At 39.2% G+C, this 16387-nt stretch carries 16 protein-coding genes; 5 read left to right on the forward strand and 11 right to left on the reverse strand.

Annotated elements, in window-relative coordinates; translation table 11 throughout:
- The first annotated feature begins 59 nt into the window (after positions 1-59).
- Positions 60-959 (forward strand): tRNA (adenosine(37)-N6)-dimethylallyltransferase MiaA, encoded by a 900-nt coding sequence (miaA, locus tag DUT68_RS05060; RefSeq protein WP_113636390.1) that lies wholly within the window; start codon positions 60-62, stop codon positions 957-959.
- 26 nt (positions 960-985) lie between these two features.
- Positions 986-2050 (forward strand): LLM class flavin-dependent oxidoreductase, encoded by a 1065-nt coding sequence (locus DUT68_RS05065; protein WP_306419601.1) that lies wholly within the window; start codon positions 986-988, stop codon positions 2048-2050.
- 70 nt (positions 2051-2120) lie between these two features.
- Here the strand turns inward: DUT68_RS05065 and dnaA are convergent, their stop codons facing one another.
- The 3 genes from dnaA to DUT68_RS05080 all read right to left on the reverse strand — a co-directional run bounded on the left by dnaA (position 2121) and on the right by DUT68_RS05080 (position 5880).
- Complete coding sequence (gene dnaA / locus DUT68_RS05070; protein ID WP_113636394.1) at positions 2121-3551, reverse strand: chromosomal replication initiator protein DnaA; 1431 nt, start codon at positions 3549-3551, stop codon at positions 2121-2123.
- 194 nt (positions 3552-3745) lie between these two features.
- Complete coding sequence (locus DUT68_RS05075; protein ID WP_113636396.1) at positions 3746-5290, reverse strand: acyl-CoA mutase large subunit family protein; 1545 nt, start codon at positions 5288-5290, stop codon at positions 3746-3748.
- Between the two features lie 59 nt (positions 5291-5349).
- Positions 5350-5880, reverse strand: coding sequence for a DUF7935 family protein (locus DUT68_RS05080; protein WP_113636398.1), 531 nt, complete (start codon positions 5878-5880; stop codon positions 5350-5352).
- A gap of 92 nt (positions 5881-5972) precedes the next feature.
- On the opposite strand from DUT68_RS05080, the gene DUT68_RS05085 reads away from it, so the two are divergent.
- Positions 5973-6326 carry a HesB/IscA family protein gene (locus tag DUT68_RS05085; RefSeq protein WP_113636400.1) on the forward strand — a complete coding sequence of 118 codons (354 nt, stop codon included), beginning with the start codon at positions 5973-5975 and terminating at the stop codon, positions 6324-6326.
- A gap of 146 nt (positions 6327-6472) precedes the next feature.
- Complete coding sequence (locus DUT68_RS05090) at positions 6473-7705, forward strand: ABC transporter permease (RefSeq protein WP_113636402.1); 1233 nt, start codon at positions 6473-6475, stop codon at positions 7703-7705.
- A gap of 71 nt (positions 7706-7776) precedes the next feature.
- On the opposite strand, the gene DUT68_RS05095 is transcribed toward DUT68_RS05090, so the two are convergent.
- From DUT68_RS05095 to DUT68_RS05115, 5 genes are read right to left on the reverse strand one after another with little or no spacing between them, the layout of a single operon-like run.
- Positions 7777-8514, reverse strand: coding sequence for a tyrosine-protein phosphatase (locus DUT68_RS05095; protein ID WP_113636404.1), 738 nt, complete (start codon positions 8512-8514; stop codon positions 7777-7779).
- Between the two features lie 49 nt (positions 8515-8563).
- Complete coding sequence (locus tag DUT68_RS05100) at positions 8564-9133, reverse strand: hypothetical protein (RefSeq protein WP_113636406.1); 570 nt, start codon at positions 9131-9133, stop codon at positions 8564-8566.
- On the reverse strand, positions 9133-10149 hold the full coding sequence (galE, locus tag DUT68_RS05105) for a UDP-glucose 4-epimerase GalE (protein WP_113636408.1): 1017 nt from the start codon (positions 10147-10149) through the stop codon (positions 9133-9135). The genes DUT68_RS05100 and galE overlap by 1 nt, the downstream gene beginning before the upstream one ends.
- Positions 10150-11139 carry a UDP-glucuronic acid decarboxylase family protein gene (locus tag DUT68_RS05110; RefSeq protein ID WP_113636411.1) on the reverse strand — a complete coding sequence of 330 codons (990 nt, stop codon included), beginning with the start codon at positions 11137-11139 and terminating at the stop codon, positions 10150-10152.
- Entirely contained in the window at positions 11140-12450 is a 1311-nt protein-coding gene (locus DUT68_RS05115) for a UDP-glucose dehydrogenase family protein (RefSeq protein WP_113636413.1), read from the reverse strand.
- A 156-nt stretch (positions 12451-12606) separates the two neighbouring features.
- Between DUT68_RS05115 and DUT68_RS05120 the strand changes: the two genes are divergently transcribed.
- A complete protein-coding gene (locus tag DUT68_RS05120) occupies positions 12607-13728 on the forward strand; it encodes a 3-deoxy-D-manno-octulosonic acid transferase (protein WP_306419602.1) in 1122 nt (373 codons plus the stop codon).
- Here DUT68_RS05120 and DUT68_RS05125 read toward each other — a convergent pair.
- The 3 genes from DUT68_RS05125 to DUT68_RS05135 all read right to left on the reverse strand — a co-directional run bounded on the left by DUT68_RS05125 (position 13725) and on the right by DUT68_RS05135 (position 16330).
- Positions 13725-14336 carry an HAD family hydrolase gene (locus DUT68_RS05125; protein ID WP_113636417.1) on the reverse strand — a complete coding sequence of 204 codons (612 nt, stop codon included), beginning with the start codon at positions 14334-14336 and terminating at the stop codon, positions 13725-13727. The two genes, DUT68_RS05120 and DUT68_RS05125, sit on opposite strands and share 4 nt — an antisense overlap.
- Before the next feature lie 2 nt (positions 14337-14338).
- A complete protein-coding gene (gene hemH / locus DUT68_RS05130) occupies positions 14339-15349 on the reverse strand; it encodes a ferrochelatase (protein ID WP_113636419.1) in 1011 nt (336 codons plus the stop codon).
- Positions 15350-15481: 132 nt separating this feature from the next.
- The gene (locus DUT68_RS05135) at positions 15482-16330 is read right to left on the reverse strand and encodes a 4-hydroxy-3-methylbut-2-enyl diphosphate reductase (protein WP_113636421.1); all 849 of its coding nucleotides are present in this window, start codon (positions 16328-16330) and stop codon (positions 15482-15484) included.
- Between the last annotated feature and the right edge of the window lie 57 nt (positions 16331-16387).

Here is a 16387-nt window from a genome sequence, read left to right on the forward strand (position 1 = left end):
TCAAGCCAACTGATTAATCAATTGCGCCTAATTCATTTCGAAACTCAAAGTTACGATTCATGAAAACTCTCATTGTGGTAGTAGGGCCAACAGCAATTGGCAAAACAGCATTAGCTATTGAACTTGCCCAACGTTACCAAACGGAGATTATTTCTGCGGATTCTCGACAGTTTTTTAAGGAAATGAGCATTGGTACGGCAAAGCCATCAGTGGAAGAACTTGCCGCCGCACCTCATCATTTTATAGGTTCCCATAGCGTCAATCAGTTTTTTAGCACCGGCGATTTTGAAGTTCAAGCGCTTGCATTAATGGAGCAGCTATTCCAGCAGCACAACGTTTTAATCATGGTTGGCGGCTCTGGGTTGTATATCAATGCGGTTTGCAACGGGTTAGATGATATGCCGGAAATTGACCTTAACGTTCGCGAAAAGCTTAACCAACAATTTACTACCGAAGGCATTGATGCCATTAGAAGGCAACTTGCAGCGCTAGATCCTGCATATTTCGAGAAAGTTGATCAGAGCAATCCCCAACGGATGATTCGCGGGTTGGAAGTGGTGCTATCTACCGGACAAAAGTTAAGTTCCTTTTTAACTTCCAATAAAAAGCAACGTCCGTTTAACATTGTAAAAGTTGGCTTAAATACGGATAGGGCTCAACTCTATGCTCAAATCAATCACCGTGTGGACAAAATGGTTGATGTAGGATTGATTGACGAAGTAAAATCGCTACTGCCTTACAGGGAACTTAATGCGCTAAAAACAGTTGGGTATTCAGAAATTTTCGATTACTTAGATGGCACAACTGATTTAACCACCGCCATTGATAAAATCAAACAAAATACCCGCAGATTTGCCAAGCGCCAATTAACCTGGTTTAAAAAAGATTTGGATACCGTTTGGTTTGAACCGGGGAAAAACGAAGAAGTCATCCAATTCTTGGCTCAACAAATTTCTTAACATACATCAAAAACTTTAAACCTGGCATGTTTTATCTTTGTAACAAAGAAAGGAACTACATGGAATTAGGTATTGGAATGTTCGGCGATTTACAAATTGATGCTAACGGCAAAGTACAATCGGCGCAACAACGTTTACAGGAAATAATAGAAGAAATTAAGTTGATGGACCAAGTTGGTCTGGATTTTTACGGCATTGGCGAACACCATAGACCTGACTATGCCGTATCAACCCCCGAAATTATATTGGCTGCGGCGGCCACAGTTACTAAAAATATCAAATTGGGCAGTGCAGTTTCTGTGCTAAGCTCGTCTGACCCGGTAAGGCTTTACCAGAGTTTTGCTACTGTTGATTTAATTTCAAATGGCCGTGCTGAATTGATGGCTGGACGAGGCAGCTTTATTGAATCATTCCCTTTGTATGGTTACAATTTGGGTGATTATGATGCTTTGTTTGATGAAAAGCTTAACCTTTTGGTAAAGATCAACCAGGAAGAAACCATCTCTTGGAAAGGCAAGTTTAGACCTGAGCTGAAAGATCAACAAATATTACCGAGAGCGGTAGACAACAATTTGAAAATGTGGGTTGCTGTTGGAGGAACACCTGCCTCTGTAGTACGTGCCGGAAAATTAGGCTTACCAGTAATGTTTGCAATTATCGGTGGCAATCCGGCGCAGTTTCAACCATTGTTTGAGTATTATAAACAAGCTTACGAAGATGCGGGACACGATATGAGCAAGTTTCAAGTTGGTGTACACATGCATGCTTTTTTCGGGGAAGAAAGCCAAGCAACAGCTGATTATTATTACCCTGTTTATTCGGCACAAATGGATAGGATTGGAAAATCGAGAGGATGGCCTCCTTTCCAACGCGGGCAATATGACTTTGGCCGATCTAAACATGGCCACTTAATTATTGGCGACGCCAACGAAGCAGCAGAGAAAATCATTATGATGCACGAGCTATTTGGTTTAACCCGTTTCTCAGCTCATATGGATGTAGGCGCACCTTCTCACGAACATATGATGAAGTCCATAGAAATCTACGGAGAAAAAATTGCGCCGCAAGTGCGAAAAGCGATAGCAAAATAACATATCCTATAAAAACAAACAAGCCCCGATGAAATCTCACCGGGGCTTGTTCGTATCATTTCATTGAAGATTAGCTCATTTTCAATTTTTTCTGAATGTCATTCACATAAGCCTTAAACTTCTTATCTGTCTCTATTAAATCTTCCACCGTTTGGCAAGCATAAATTACCGTGGAGTGATCCCTTCCGCCAAAAAATGCACCAATAGTTTTCAATGAAGATTTAGTATGGCTTTTGGACAAATACATAGAGATTTGGCGGGCCTGTACAATTTCACGTTTACGAGTTTGCGATTTTACCATCTCAACCGGTACCTCAAAATATTCGCAAACTAACTTTTGTATATACTCCATCGAAATTTCCTTCGATGTATTTTTGATAAAGTTCTTCAACATCTGTTTAGCTAACGCTAAATCGATGTCTTTCTTATTCAATGTAGATTGTGCCAACAAAGAAACCATTGCTCCTTCTAGCTCACGTACGTTATTGTCAATGTTATGCGCAACATACTCTACCACTTCGCCTGGCAACTCAATACCATCGGCATACATTTTCTTTTTAAGGATAGCCACACGAGTTTCTAAATCAGGCACCTGCAAATCAGCAGATAATCCCCATTTGAAACGGCTTAGCAATCTCTCTTCCAAACCAGCCAAATCTTTAGGCGCTTTATCAGAAGTTAAGATAATTTGCTTTCCTGATTGATGCAAATGGTTGAAAATGTGGAAGAAAATATCTTGCGTTTTCTCTTTTCCAGCAAAGTTGTGTACATCATCCATAATGATTACATCCATTGCTTGATAGAAGTTTACAAAGTCGTTAATGGTATTGTTTTTTAGCGAGTCAACAAATTGCTGACAGAATTTTTCGCATGAAACATAAATTACCAATTTATCAGGCAGGTTACGTTTAATTTCGTTACCAATAGCTTGAGCTAAGTGCGTTTTACCTAAACCAACACCTCCGTATATCATTAAAGGATTAAATGAAGTGCCACCTGGTTTTGCTGCTACAGCATAACCTGCCGAACGAGCTAAACGGTTGCAATCACCTTCAATGTAATTGTCAAAAGTATAATTTGGGTTTAACTGAGGGTCTACATTAAGTTTCTTTAAACCCGGAATAATAAACGGGTTTTTAATGTCTTTATTAATAGCAACAGGAATAGGCATCGACTGCGATTTGGCTTCAGCTCCATTACCATTGGAAGGCATGTTAGTAGTGTATGGCGAACCCGTGTTCGACGATTTGTCGACTACGATATTGTACTCCAATCTACCCTCATCTCCGAGTTGCTTTTTTACGGTTTTTCTAAGTAAACCAACATAGTGTTCCTCAAGCCATTCGTAGAAAAATAAACTAGGTACCTGTATGGTTAAAACCTTGCCTTCTAACTTAAGGGCAGATATTGGCTCGAACCAAGTTTTGAAACTTTGATTCGGAATATTATCCTTAATAATTTGGAGACAGCTATTCCACACTTCGGTACAAGTTTTTTCCATATCGTTTCTATAATTTATTGGTTTACAGTCCTATTAAGTGCCATTTGATAGTGCACTTTCGAGACTTCGAATATTCAAAAAATTATCAACATTCAGAATATTTTTTTGAATTATTTTGTAACTGCTTAAACTGCAATAGCATATACAAGCCCACCTCAATAATTAATGTTAATAACTATTTTTCCACATCAATTTTAGTACTCTCCAAACACTTCTCTTAAGCAGTTAGCTATTTCTCCTAAGGTAGCATATTCTTCCACAGCAAGCAATATAAAAGGCATTAAATTTTCGGTTCCTTTTGCTGCATTTTTCAAATCATTTAACGCTTTTGTTACAGCTGCATTATTACGTTGCGCTCTTAGTTCCTCAAGCTTTGCTGTTTGTATATTTCTTATCGTTTCATCAACCCTAAAAACATCATCAAATGCTTCTTCTTTTTGCGTGAACTTATTTACGCCGACAATAATGCGTTCGCCACTTTCAATTTCCTTTTGGTATTGATAAGATGCATTAGCAATTTCCTGCTGAATGTAACCGTTCTCTATGGCATTAACAGAGCCCCCCATGGCATCAATCTTATCCAAATAAATATGTGCGGCAGCCTCCACCTCATCTGTTAATGTTTCTACAAAGTATGATCCAGCCAAGGGATCCACCGTATCGGTAACACCACTTTCAAATGCAATTACCTGTTGTGTGCGCAAAGCGATTTTTGCCGCAGCTTCAGTAGGTAATGATAACGCTTCGTCGTAGCCGTTGGTATGTAACGATTGTGTACCACCTAAAACCGCAGCCAAAGCTTGGTTAGAAACCCTGATTACATTATTGAGCGGTTGCTGCGCCGTAAGCGTTGAGCCGCCCGTTTGCGTATGGAAACGCAACATCATCGCCTTTTCATCAGTAGCACCCAAATCTCTCACAATTTTGGCCCACATTCTTCTTGCCGCTCTAAACTTGGCTATCTCTTCGAAAAAGTTGTTGTGGCAATTGAAGAAAAACGATAATCGCTTTGCGAAGACATTAATATCAAGCCCTTTTTGCAGGGCAGCATTAAGGTAAGCTTTGCCATTTGCCAAAGTAAATGCCAACTCCTGAACCGCCGTTGAACCAGCTTCGCGAATATGGTAGCCTGAAATGGAAATGGTATTCCACTTAGGAAGCTCCTTGCTACAATATTCAAAAATATCGGTGATGATGCGCATCGAAGGCTTCGGTGGATAAATATAAGTACCTCTTGCAGCATATTCTTTCAAAATATCGTTCTGTATTGTTCCAGAAATTTGAGTCAAATCAGCTCCCTGCTTTTTAGCCAAGGCAATGTACATGGCTAGTAGAATAGATGCTGTGGCGTTAATGGTCATTGAAGTGGTGATTTTTTGCAACTCAATCCCATCGAACAAAATTTCCATGTCCTTTAAAGAATCAATTGCCACACCAACCTTTCCTACTTCACCTTCGGCCATGTCGTCATCAGAATCGTACCCAATTTGTGTAGGCAAATCAAAAGCAACTGATAAACCCATTGTTCCCTGCGCTAAAAGGTAATGGTATCGCTTATTTGACTCTTCTGCTGTAGAAAAGCCGGCGTACTGGCGCATGGTCCACAAACGGCCCCTGTACATATCTTTTTGGATACCTCTAGTGAAAGGAAAACTTCCCGGCTGTTCATTATTTTCGGGTGCAGAGCTGTAAATATCCTTAATTTCTATACCCGAAGTAGTATATCTTTTATCGCTCATTATTTGATTATTTTTGGTCAGTTAATTGTTCAAATGCAATTTAGATATGATCAAACTACCTAAAAAAGTTGGTGTATATCCTGTTTAATCAATCCAATTGTTAGCTCGTATGGATTTTCATCAATTTCGCTCATGTAATGTAGCACCTTTTTGCTTAGCTCAACACCGGAGGCGTCCACGGGTAGGTTTTTTACCGCATTGTTCACCATAGCAATAGTGTCGTCTTTTAATTTTCTGATGACATTCCAAGTACCGGCCTCCAAATACAACTGCTGTGTAATGTTATGTTGAAACTCTGTTTTAATTTCGTTAACCGCCATCAACTGCAATGCGCTAATTTCAATTCCTTGCTGGTGCAAACGTAGCAACAAGTTAGCGGGGTTAATCCTATCCACGAAAATGATCATGCGCTCATGCGCCTGAAGTCGAAGCTGCAACAAAGGGGTCTTATCTTCATCGGGCGGCGTAGCATTATCAATTGTTTTAGTAGTTTGCAACTGCCTACCGAACAAGTAATACACCACAACTGCAACAATTACGCCTGCCGTGGTTAAACTTGAAGCGTAAAGAAAATATTTACTTAAATCCATTTTAGTTTTGTTTATACACCGTAATATTAGCCCTAACTACAGGCAAAAATGTACATAAATATTTATATTTGTTTGTCATAATTTTAAATAAGATGAGTAGCACAGTTGAAACAAGTTTTGCACCAGTATCCTTTACAGAAGGCGCAGTGAAAGAGCTGATAAAGCTTAAAGACCAACAGGAAATTGCCGATGATTTTGGTTTACGCGTTGGTGTTGAGGGAGGTGGCTGTTCAGGAATGAACTACGTTTTAGGCTTCGACCAGAAAAAAGAAGGTGATCAGGAATTTGTAATTGATGGCATTAAAGTGTTTATGCACAAAGCTCATCAAATGTATTTGCTAGGCATGCAAATAGACTGGCAAGATGGCCTAAATTCTAGAGGATTTACTTTTAACAATCCAAATGCAGCTAGCACATGTGGCTGCGGCACTAGTTTTTCCGTTTAGTTTAACCTTAGTTGCAACAACAATAAAACAAAATACTTTGTAACATTTAAAGAAGTCTCGTTGTCTTAACAGCGAGACTTTTTATTTAACCACAAGCCACGCTTTTATTACTATATTAGCAAAGCCAGCAATTATTATATCTAAGTATGACCTACACGGAAAACGTACGATTAGCAATGCAATCCATTAAAAGTAACCGTTTGCGTACTTTTTTAACTGCGTTGATTATTGCTATAGGTATATCTGCATTAGTAGGCATATTAACTACCATTAAAGCTATTGAGCGGAAAATGACCGATGCTTTCTCAAGCATGGGCGCCAACTCCTTCACTATTAGAAATAGAGGTACCGGCATTAGGATTGGTGGTTCTGGCGAGCGTCCAAAAAGTTACAAACCCATTAGGTATGAAGATGCGCTGAAATTCAAAGAAAGATCCAACACCCCCGGCGGAGTTTCCATCAGTGTTTTTGCAAGCAATGGCGCTACCGTAAAATACGAGCAAGAAAAAACTAATCCGAACATTAACATTAGAGGTATTGATGAAAACGGACTAGCAGCACAAGGTTTAGAATTAGCACAAGGCCGTAGCTTTAACGAAGCTGAATCTCTAAATGGGCCAAACATTTGTGTTATTGGCTCTGAAATAGCAAAAACCTTGTTTAAAGATAATGTTGCTTTAGATAAAATCATCACCGCTGGTAATAACAGACTAAGGGTGATTGGTGTACTTGCGGCCAAAGGTTCAAGCATGGGCGCTAGTATTGACAGAGCGGTTTATGTTCCTTTGTTTAAAGCTAAAGTAATTAATGCTAACAGCAACCCTTCCTATACCATTACCGTGATGGTACCTAGTGCTGATTTAGTGGATAACGTTATTGGAGAATCTACTTCGACTTTCAGAGCCATCCGAAAATTAAAAATTGGACAAGGCGATAATTTTGAAATTACCAAAAGCGATGCGGTTGCCCAAACTTTAATTGAAAATTTGAAAGTAGTTACTATTGGCGGTATGGCAATTGGCATTATTACGCTTCTTGGCGCTTCTATAGCCTTAATGAACATTATGCTGGTATCAGTAACTGAACGTACCCGAGAAATTGGCATAAGAAAAGCCATAGGGGCCAACCCGTCGGTGATTAGAAAGCAATTTTTGATTGAAGCGATAGTTATTTGCTTGCTGGGAGGCATCTTAGGCATTTTGTTAGGCATCGCCATTGGCAACCTTGTTTCCATGTTTATGGGCGGAGGGTTCATTATCCCTTGGCTGTTTATTATGCTGGGCTTAGCGCTATGTATTACCGTAGGTATCCTTGCGGGTTACTATCCTGCGCAAAAAGCATCAAAATTAGATCCAGTAGAGGCTTTGCGCTACGAGTAAAACGTTCCGAAGGATTTCCCGTCCAACCTTACTATATGCCTATATTGCTAAACGGCGTTATAGCTATTCGGTTACAGCAACAGGTTATTTAACTGGCCTTGCTTAATCAATTTTTCTACCCTAGCACTCAATAAACTGTCTGTGAGTGCTCTTGCATGGCGCATATGATGCATATCACTCCCTAAAAAAGAAATGCAATTATGATCCACTAAACTTTCCGCAGCACTTTTAACGCCTTTACCATAGTAACCTGTTAAAGAAATTGTATTGAGCTGCAAGAAACAGCCATACTCCTTTATTTGCAAATAGTTTTCTATACTACCGTGATAATATGGATATCGTTCAGGATGGGCCAATACGGGATAAAAACCAGCATCTTGAATTCTAAAAAGTACATCTAGTAAGTTAGGCGGCTGATTGATATAGGAGAGCTCAAACAAAAGGTAGTTGTCGCCAAAGCCTAATACTTGCTTTTTTTCGAGTTTGTTAATAAAAGTTTCGTCAAAATAATACTCAGCCGCCGCTTCAACTTTCAAATCAATTTGATGCTGTTGCAAAGCTTCTTCCAAAACAGCCAAACCACCGCGGATGCTATCAGGCGTGTTTCTATAAAAGTCAGCCATTACATGTGGCGTAGCAATTACTTTCTTAAATCCTAATTCTACATATTTTTTTGCCATTGCAACAGCAGCCTCCACATTCGGGGCGCCATCGTCAATTCCTGGGATAATATGAGAGTGCATATCCGTCCCTAGCGATGAAAAATCGATGGTGGGCTTTTTAGCACGGCTTTTAAATAATCCAAACACAAAGTGAAGTTAAAAGTAAAAAGACAAAAGTGAAAATGCTTCCAGCAAATTAGCCTACTTGCTTGGGTAAACCTAAATTTATTGCAGTTTTAGAGATGTAGCTTTCATAGATTTTAGCCAGCACGTCATTCATCTCTTCTTTCAAATCGAATTGTAAATCATCATGCAGCTTTTCAAACTTACGCAGCAACACCTGCATTGATTTCACCACATAACTAGCCAATAATTGCTCATGATTTTTAGTTAAGGAATACACTTTATACCTAAATGCCATGGGCGACATTTTAAAGAGCATCAATTTCAATTCTAGCTCTTCTACATCGGCTTTAGTTACTTTGTAAAAGTGATTGATTTGCTTAGTCAACTTCCTCAAAATCAACAAAGCATCCTTAGCGCTAGTTTTAGGAGTAGTATTCAGCTCCGTTAGCGTTTCGCTAATCTCATTTTTAATAAAAGCAACCCTATCCCTAAGGTTGCTTTCATCTTCCAATAATAAAAAATGCAAATGTTCAGTGAGCACTTTATCCTTAGCAACCAGGCGTAAAAGCAACTTATCTTTCTCCTTTACTGGCAGTGCTAAAATCTCTTTCTTTAAATCCTTATGCTCACTAAGTTTCATTAAAACGGATTATCCTTTAAATATTTTTCCCACTCCCATGCTGAGCGCATCATTTCGTTCAAATCAAGCTGCGTTTGCCAGCCTAGTACGTTTTTTGATTTAGTTACGTCACCGTAAATCTTCTCCACATCACCCTCTCTCCTTGGCGCAATTTTATAATTCAATTTTTCACCAGTAGACTGTTCAAAAGCATTGATGATTTCCAACACAGACGAACCTTTTCCGGTGCCAAGATTGAAGACATCATAACCATCAACTTTGCCTTCCGCTAATCTTTTAATTGCTGCGACGTGAGCCTTAGCCAAATCAACAACATGGATATAATCGCGTATTGCAGAGCCATCTACTGTGTCATAATCATCTCCAAAAACCTGAATTGGACCACGTTTCCCAATTGCCGACTGTGTAATAAATGGCACTAAATTTTGAGGAACACCGTTTGGCAGCTCTCCAATTAATGCAGTATGGTGCGCTCCTACTGGGTTAAAATAGCGCAAAGCGATGACATTTAAGCCAGCAGTTGCTTTAGTAGTTTCCACCAATATTTCTTCCGCTATTTGTTTGGTATTACCGTACGGAGATTCCGCTTTTTTGACAGGACTATCTTCTGTTACAGGCAATTGATCTGGCTGCCCATAAACAGTACACGATGAAGAAAAAACAAAGTTAGTTTGCGGATAAGCAGTTAACAAGTTGATTAAACTATAGAAATTATTTCTGTAGTACTTTAATGGCTGCTCTACCGATTCACCAACGGCCTTGTAGGCAGCAAAGTGAATAATTCCTGAAATATCTTGGTTTTGTTTTGCAAAAGCATCAACCGCAGCACTATCCTGTAAATCTAACTCCACAAACTCGTGCCTTTTACCAGTAATTTGCTCCAACTGATCTAATATTTTGATATTAGAATTTGAAAGGTTATCCACGATGATTACTTCGTAGCCAGCCTCGTGAAGCTCAACAACGGTATGCGAACCAATATATCCAGTTCCGCCGGTAACTAAAATTTTCGACATCTATTTATTATACGTAGTGAAATCTTTATGCTCTATTTTGGCCAAAGCCTCTGCTGATAAGGACTTGAAATAATCGTAAGTAATTTTCAAACCTTCTGCCCTATTTACTTTAGGCTCCCATTTTAATAATTCTTTTGCTTTGGTGATATCAGGCCTGCGTTGCTTTGGATCATCCTGAGGTAGCGGTTTATACACAATTTTTTGATCGGTGCCTGTCAGTTTAATAATCTCCTCACAAAACTGCTTAATTGTAATTTCGTCAGGGTTTCCAATGTTAACTGGCGATGCATAATCAGCATGCAATAAACGATAAATCCCCTCAATTAAATCATCCACGTAGCAAAATGAACGCGTCTGGCTGCCATCACCAAATACTGTCAAATCTTCGCCCCTTAATGCTTGTCCTATAAATGCAGGCAACACTCTTCCATCGTTAAGGCGCATACGCGGACCGTAAGTGTTGAAAATACGCACAATGCGTGTTTCTACTCCGTGAAACGTATGATAAGCCATTGTAATTGCTTCCTGAAAACGCTTAGCTTCATCATAAACTCCTCTAGGGCCAACAGGGTTTACATTGCCCCAGTATTCTTCAGGCTGCGGGTTAATATTAGGATCTCCGTACACCTCTGAGGTAGATGCAATTAGCATCCTAGCCCCTTTGGCTCTAGCTAAGCCTAGCAAATTGTGCGTACCTAACGAGCCTACTTTTAAAGTCTGAATCGGAATCTTTAAATAATCAATAGGACTTGCCGGCGATGCAAAGTGTAAAATGTAATCCAATTTACCCGGAACATGCACAAACTTAGAAACATCGTGATTGTAAAACTCAAAATTTTCCAGCTTAAACAAATGTTCGATATTAGCTAAATCACCCGTGATGAGGTTATCCATGCCAATTACATGGCAACCTTCTTTTATAAATCTATCACACAGGTGCGAACCTAAAAATCCAGCGGCACCTGTAATTAAAACTCTCTTACGCTCCATTTAGCTAATAATTTTACGACCAATACTGTTGTAATAATACCCTAAATCAATCATTTTTTGCAAATCGAAAAGATTACGGCCATCAAAAACTACCTTGTTTTTTAGCACTTCTTCCATTTTCTCAAAGTCAGGATTACGGAAAACCGACCATTCAGTGGCGATTAACAAAGCATCTGCACCTTCTAAAGCTTCGTATTGATCTTTAGCGTATTTGATTTTATCACCTAGCAAGCCTCTTACATTATCAATTGCTTCTGGGTCAAATGCCACAACTTCTGCACCTGCATCAATTAAATCTTTAATGATGTATAAAGCTGGTGCCTCTCGGATATCATCGGTTTCAGGCTTGAATGCCAATCCCCAAAGCGCAAACTTTTTGCCTTTAATATCGCCTTTGTAATATTTTAATACTTTATCGGTAAGTACGGTCTTTTGTTTTTCGTTCACTTCCATCACCGACTTTAAAATTTTAAAATCGTAATCGTGTTCTACAGCTGCCTTTTCTAATGCTTGTACATCTTTAGGAAAACAGCTACCACCATAACCAATACCCGGAAATAAAAATCTTTTACCAATTCTATCATCTGAGCCAATTCCTTTACGTACCATATCCACATCAGCACCCACAATTTCGCATAAATTAGCTATCTCGTTCATGAAGGTTATTTTTGTTGCCAGGAATGAGTTTGCGGCATATTTAGTTAACTCCGAAGAACGCTCATCCATGAAATAGATTGGGTTTCCTTGGCGTACGTAAGGGGCATACAACTCGCCCATCAACTTTTTAGCTTTGTCGCTTGTTGTACCAATCACAACCCTATCCGGCTTCATAAAATCGTCAACGGCAACACCTTCACGTAAAAACTCCGGATTAGAAACTACATCCACCTCTACCTCAGTATGTGCTTTAAACACAGCGGCTACCTTATCAGCAGTACCTACCGGTACCGTAGATTTGTTAACGATTACTTTATACTCGGTAATAAGCTTCGAAATATCTTTGGCTGCTCCTAAAATATAAGAGAGATCAGCAGCACCATCACCCCCAGGAGGAGTAGGTAGCGCCATAAAAATAATTTGCGCTTCTTTCACACCTTCGGCTAAATTGGTAGTGAAAGATAAGCGACCCTGAGCAATATTGCGATGAAAAAGCACATCCAAACCAGGCTCATAAATTGGGAGTTGCCCAGCCTTCATTTTATTTACTTTTTCCTCAACAATATCCACGCAAATTACGTTGTTTCCAGTTTCTGCTAAGCAGGTTCCGGTTACCAAACCAACGTAACCTGTACCAATTACAGCTATCTTCATATATTTTTAGAGTGTTTTTAACATTAATATCTATCTTCGAGCGAAGATAATAAATTCTGTAGCAAAATGCATTGGCTTTACAATATTAGTATATTAATTTACGGCCTATTAATCAGGTTGGTAGCATTGTTTAATACAAAAGCCAAGCTGTTTGTAATGGGCAGAAAAGATATATTTAAGCTTATCGCTTCGAAAATTGATGCAAGTAGCCAACCTATCTGGTTTCACTTTGCTAGTTTGGGAGAATTTGAGCAGGGAAGGCCTGTTTTAGAAAAAATCAAACAGTTGCATCCAAAAGAAAACGTAGTGATTACTTTCTTTTCTCCATCGGGCTATGAGATTAGAAAAAATTATGCCTTAGCTAACGGTATTTTTTATTTGCCTTTAGATACCCCCCGAAATGCTAAGCGATTTATTGATCTTGTTAAGCCTAAAATGGCGATTTTTACTAAGTATGAGTTTTGGCCAAATTACTTTAACGCACTATCAAACCAGCAAATACCACTCTACATCATTTCCGGTATTTTTAGGCCAATGCAAGTTTTCTTTAAATGGTACGGCGGATTTTACCGCAAAGTTTTAAAATCAGTAAGCCATTTTTTTGTACAAAACGAAGAGAGTGTACAGCTGCTTAAAACCATTTCATTTACCAATGTCGATGTAAGTGGAGATACCCGATTTGACAGGGTGTACGAAAACGCTCAAGCCCCCAAACAGCTTCCCGTAATAGCAGCATTTTGCCAACATTATCCGGCACTTATTGCTGGGAGCACCTGGCCAGAAGATGAAAAAATATTGGCAGAACTAGCAGCCAAAAATCCCGAATGGAAGCTGGTAATAGCACCTCACGAAGTAAATTCAGCTCATATTGCCGCAATTACCCAACTATTCCCTGCAAGCATCAAATTCTCTGAATTACAAACATCAACCGTTGACAGCACAACCCAAGTACTGATAATTGACAACATTGGGATGCTGTCTTCGTTATACCAATACGGCAAAGTAGCTTTTATTGGCGGAGGTTTTGGAGCAGGAATACACAACACTTTAGAGGCAGCAGCATTTTCGGTACCGGTTATTTTCGGTCCTAACTATCAAAAATTTCAAGAAGCAAAAGACCTGATTGCCTTAGGTGCTGCCAAAAGTGTAACTAATGCTACTTCGTTATTACAGGCTTTTGAGCATTTCAAGCAACATCAGTTAGGAAAAATTGCTGGAGCGTATGTTGCAGAGCAAAAAGGAGCTACCGAAATGATTATTGCGAAGATACTGGCTTAGATTTTATCAACCCTTACCCAATCCATACCGGCCGCAATTGCACCTTGCACACCTAGTTCTGCATCTTCAAAAACAATGCACTGTTTGGGATCAATGCCTAATGCCTCCGCAGCAGCTAAAAATGGATCTGGTGCCGGTTTACCTTTTGGCGTTTCGCCTGCGCAAACCATCGTATCAATCAAATCTATCAAACCCAAAACAGTAAGTGTTTTAGTAACGGTTTTTCTGCTCCCACCAGAAACCACCGCAATTTTAACCTTACCTACGTGGTTTCTCAAATGTTCGGCAACGTAAGATATAGGCTGCGTTTGTTCAATATACTTATCAATAAATATTTGCGATTTTTCGGCAGCAAAAGTATCTGGCAAATCAACACCATATCTTTTTGTAATTTCTTTGGCGAAAAGTGCAGTAGGTACGCCAGCAAATTCGTCCACCATTGCATGGTCTAAAGCAACACCATAACGTGCCGCCACTTCTTCGTAGGCCAATTTGTGCGCCAACATGTTATCGGCCAAAGTGCCGTCGCAATCATAAAGAAAAGCTTCGTATTTATCGGCTGTTCTATTGGTAAGGTATTCTAGTTTTTCTAAATGTTTATCGTTCATTCTTATTTCGACATTTCTACTAGCGCCTCAATAAATCTAGGATCGTCATTTAAACTTTCCACTAACTGTACATGCTCGCCGCCAAGTTCTTTAAACTCTTCGTTATATTCAACCGTAATTTCGTAAAGGGTTTCTAAGCAATCAGCCACAAAAGCCGGACTGAATACTAACAAACGTTTTTTACCTTCTTCAGCTAGTTTCTTAAGCACATCTGTGGTGTAAGGCTGTATCCAAGGTTCTTTACCTAAACGAGATTGGTAGCATACAGAATAATTTTCTCTAGCTAAACCCAATTTTTGAGCTAATAGCTTCGCTGTATGATGACACTGCGCCGAATAGCAAAACTTATTGGCATCGTTATAATTATCGCAGCAATTATTGACTTTTAGGCAGTATTTTCCGGTATGATCAGATTTGGTCATTTGCCTTTGTGGCAAGCCGTGGAAACTAAATAGTACGTGATCGTAATTTTCAACGCCGTGTTTTTTTGCATTATCCGCAAAAATTTCCAGCATCAACTCGTTATCATGAAAAGAGTTAACGAAAGAAACTGGAGGAATAGTAGGCCATTTGCTCAACAATTCCATCACCAACTGTAAAACTGAGCCAGTACTAGCCGAAGCATACTGAGGGAATAAAGGAATTACTTTGATGCTGCTTACCAATCCTTTTTTGAGCTTTTCCAATGCCTGCTCTATAGATGGATTTTGGTAACGCATAGCTAACTCCACCTGATACTCATTACCTAACTTCTCTTGCAACATCTTTGCCTGCAATTCGCTATAGTAAAGTAGTGGAGATCCGTTTTCATTCCAAATTTCTTTATAAAGTTTGGAAGTTTTAGGACTACGAAAAGGCACAATAATACCTTTCACCAATAGAGTTCTATTTAACTTAGGGATATCTATCACCCGCTCATCCATCAAAAATTGATCAAGATATTTTCTTACATCTTTAACTTCCGGACTATCTGGCGTACCCAGATTGACTAGCAATATTCCTTTCTTAGCCATTAATTCTTATTTGCTGCAAATATACGCCGATTTACGATTTTAGGAGTACGATTTTAGATTTTAAGACAGAAAGCAGACAGAACCGGAGTCAGTTTACAATTTTCAGTTTACAGTTGCAGAACAATGGGGCAATTATAAGCGCTCCAACTGTGCTTTAACTTGCTCCATTAGCCACATTGGCGTAGAGGTAGCCCCGCAAATGCCCACTTTATCATTAGGCTGGAACCAGCTTTGATCTAGTTCTTCTACATTAGAAATGAAATAGGAATTATCGTTGTATTTTTTGCAAACATCGTAAAGCACTTTCCCATTTGACGACTTTTTACCGGAAACGAATACAATCCTATCAAAATCACTCACAAATTTTTCCAACTCCTCATATCGGTTAGATACTTGCCTGCAAATGGTATCATTAGCTTTCACCTCATAACCCCTGTTGAGTAGCTCTTCCTTAATTTGATAGAACTTATCTACACTTTTGGTAGTTTGACTGTACAAGGTAAATTTATTCGGAAGTTCTACATTGTCGAGCTCGGCAATGTCCATAAATACTTTAGCCTTACCATCGGTTTGACCTTGCAATCCAATTACTTCGGCATGGCCATGTTTTCCAAAAATAAGGATCTGCTCGCCATCATCATGTGAGTTTTTAATGCGGTTTTGCAGCTTTAACACCACAGGACATGAAGCATCAATTAAAGTTAAATTATTGTTCAGCGCTAGCTCATAAGTAGAAGGCGCTTCACCATGCGCTCTAATTAGCACTTTTTCATTGGAAAGTTCTTTTAATTGATCATGATCAATGATGCGTAAACCTTTTGCTTTCAGCCGTTCTACTTCTTCATCGTTATGTACAATATCGCCCAAGCAGTATAAATACTCTTCCTGATCAAGGATATCTTCGGCCATGTCTATAGCGTAAACAACGCCAAAACAAAATCCCGAAGATTTATCAATAGTAACATTTAAATTGTAGCTCATAATACCAATGTATAACAAAGGTACGCAGAAGAAGTTAAAAAATTTGAAAGAAAGTTA

The sequence above is a fragment of the Pedobacter zeaxanthinifaciens genome, from assembly GCF_003313335.1.
Lineage (GTDB): Bacteria > Bacteroidota > Bacteroidia > Sphingobacteriales > Sphingobacteriaceae > Pedobacter > Pedobacter zeaxanthinifaciens.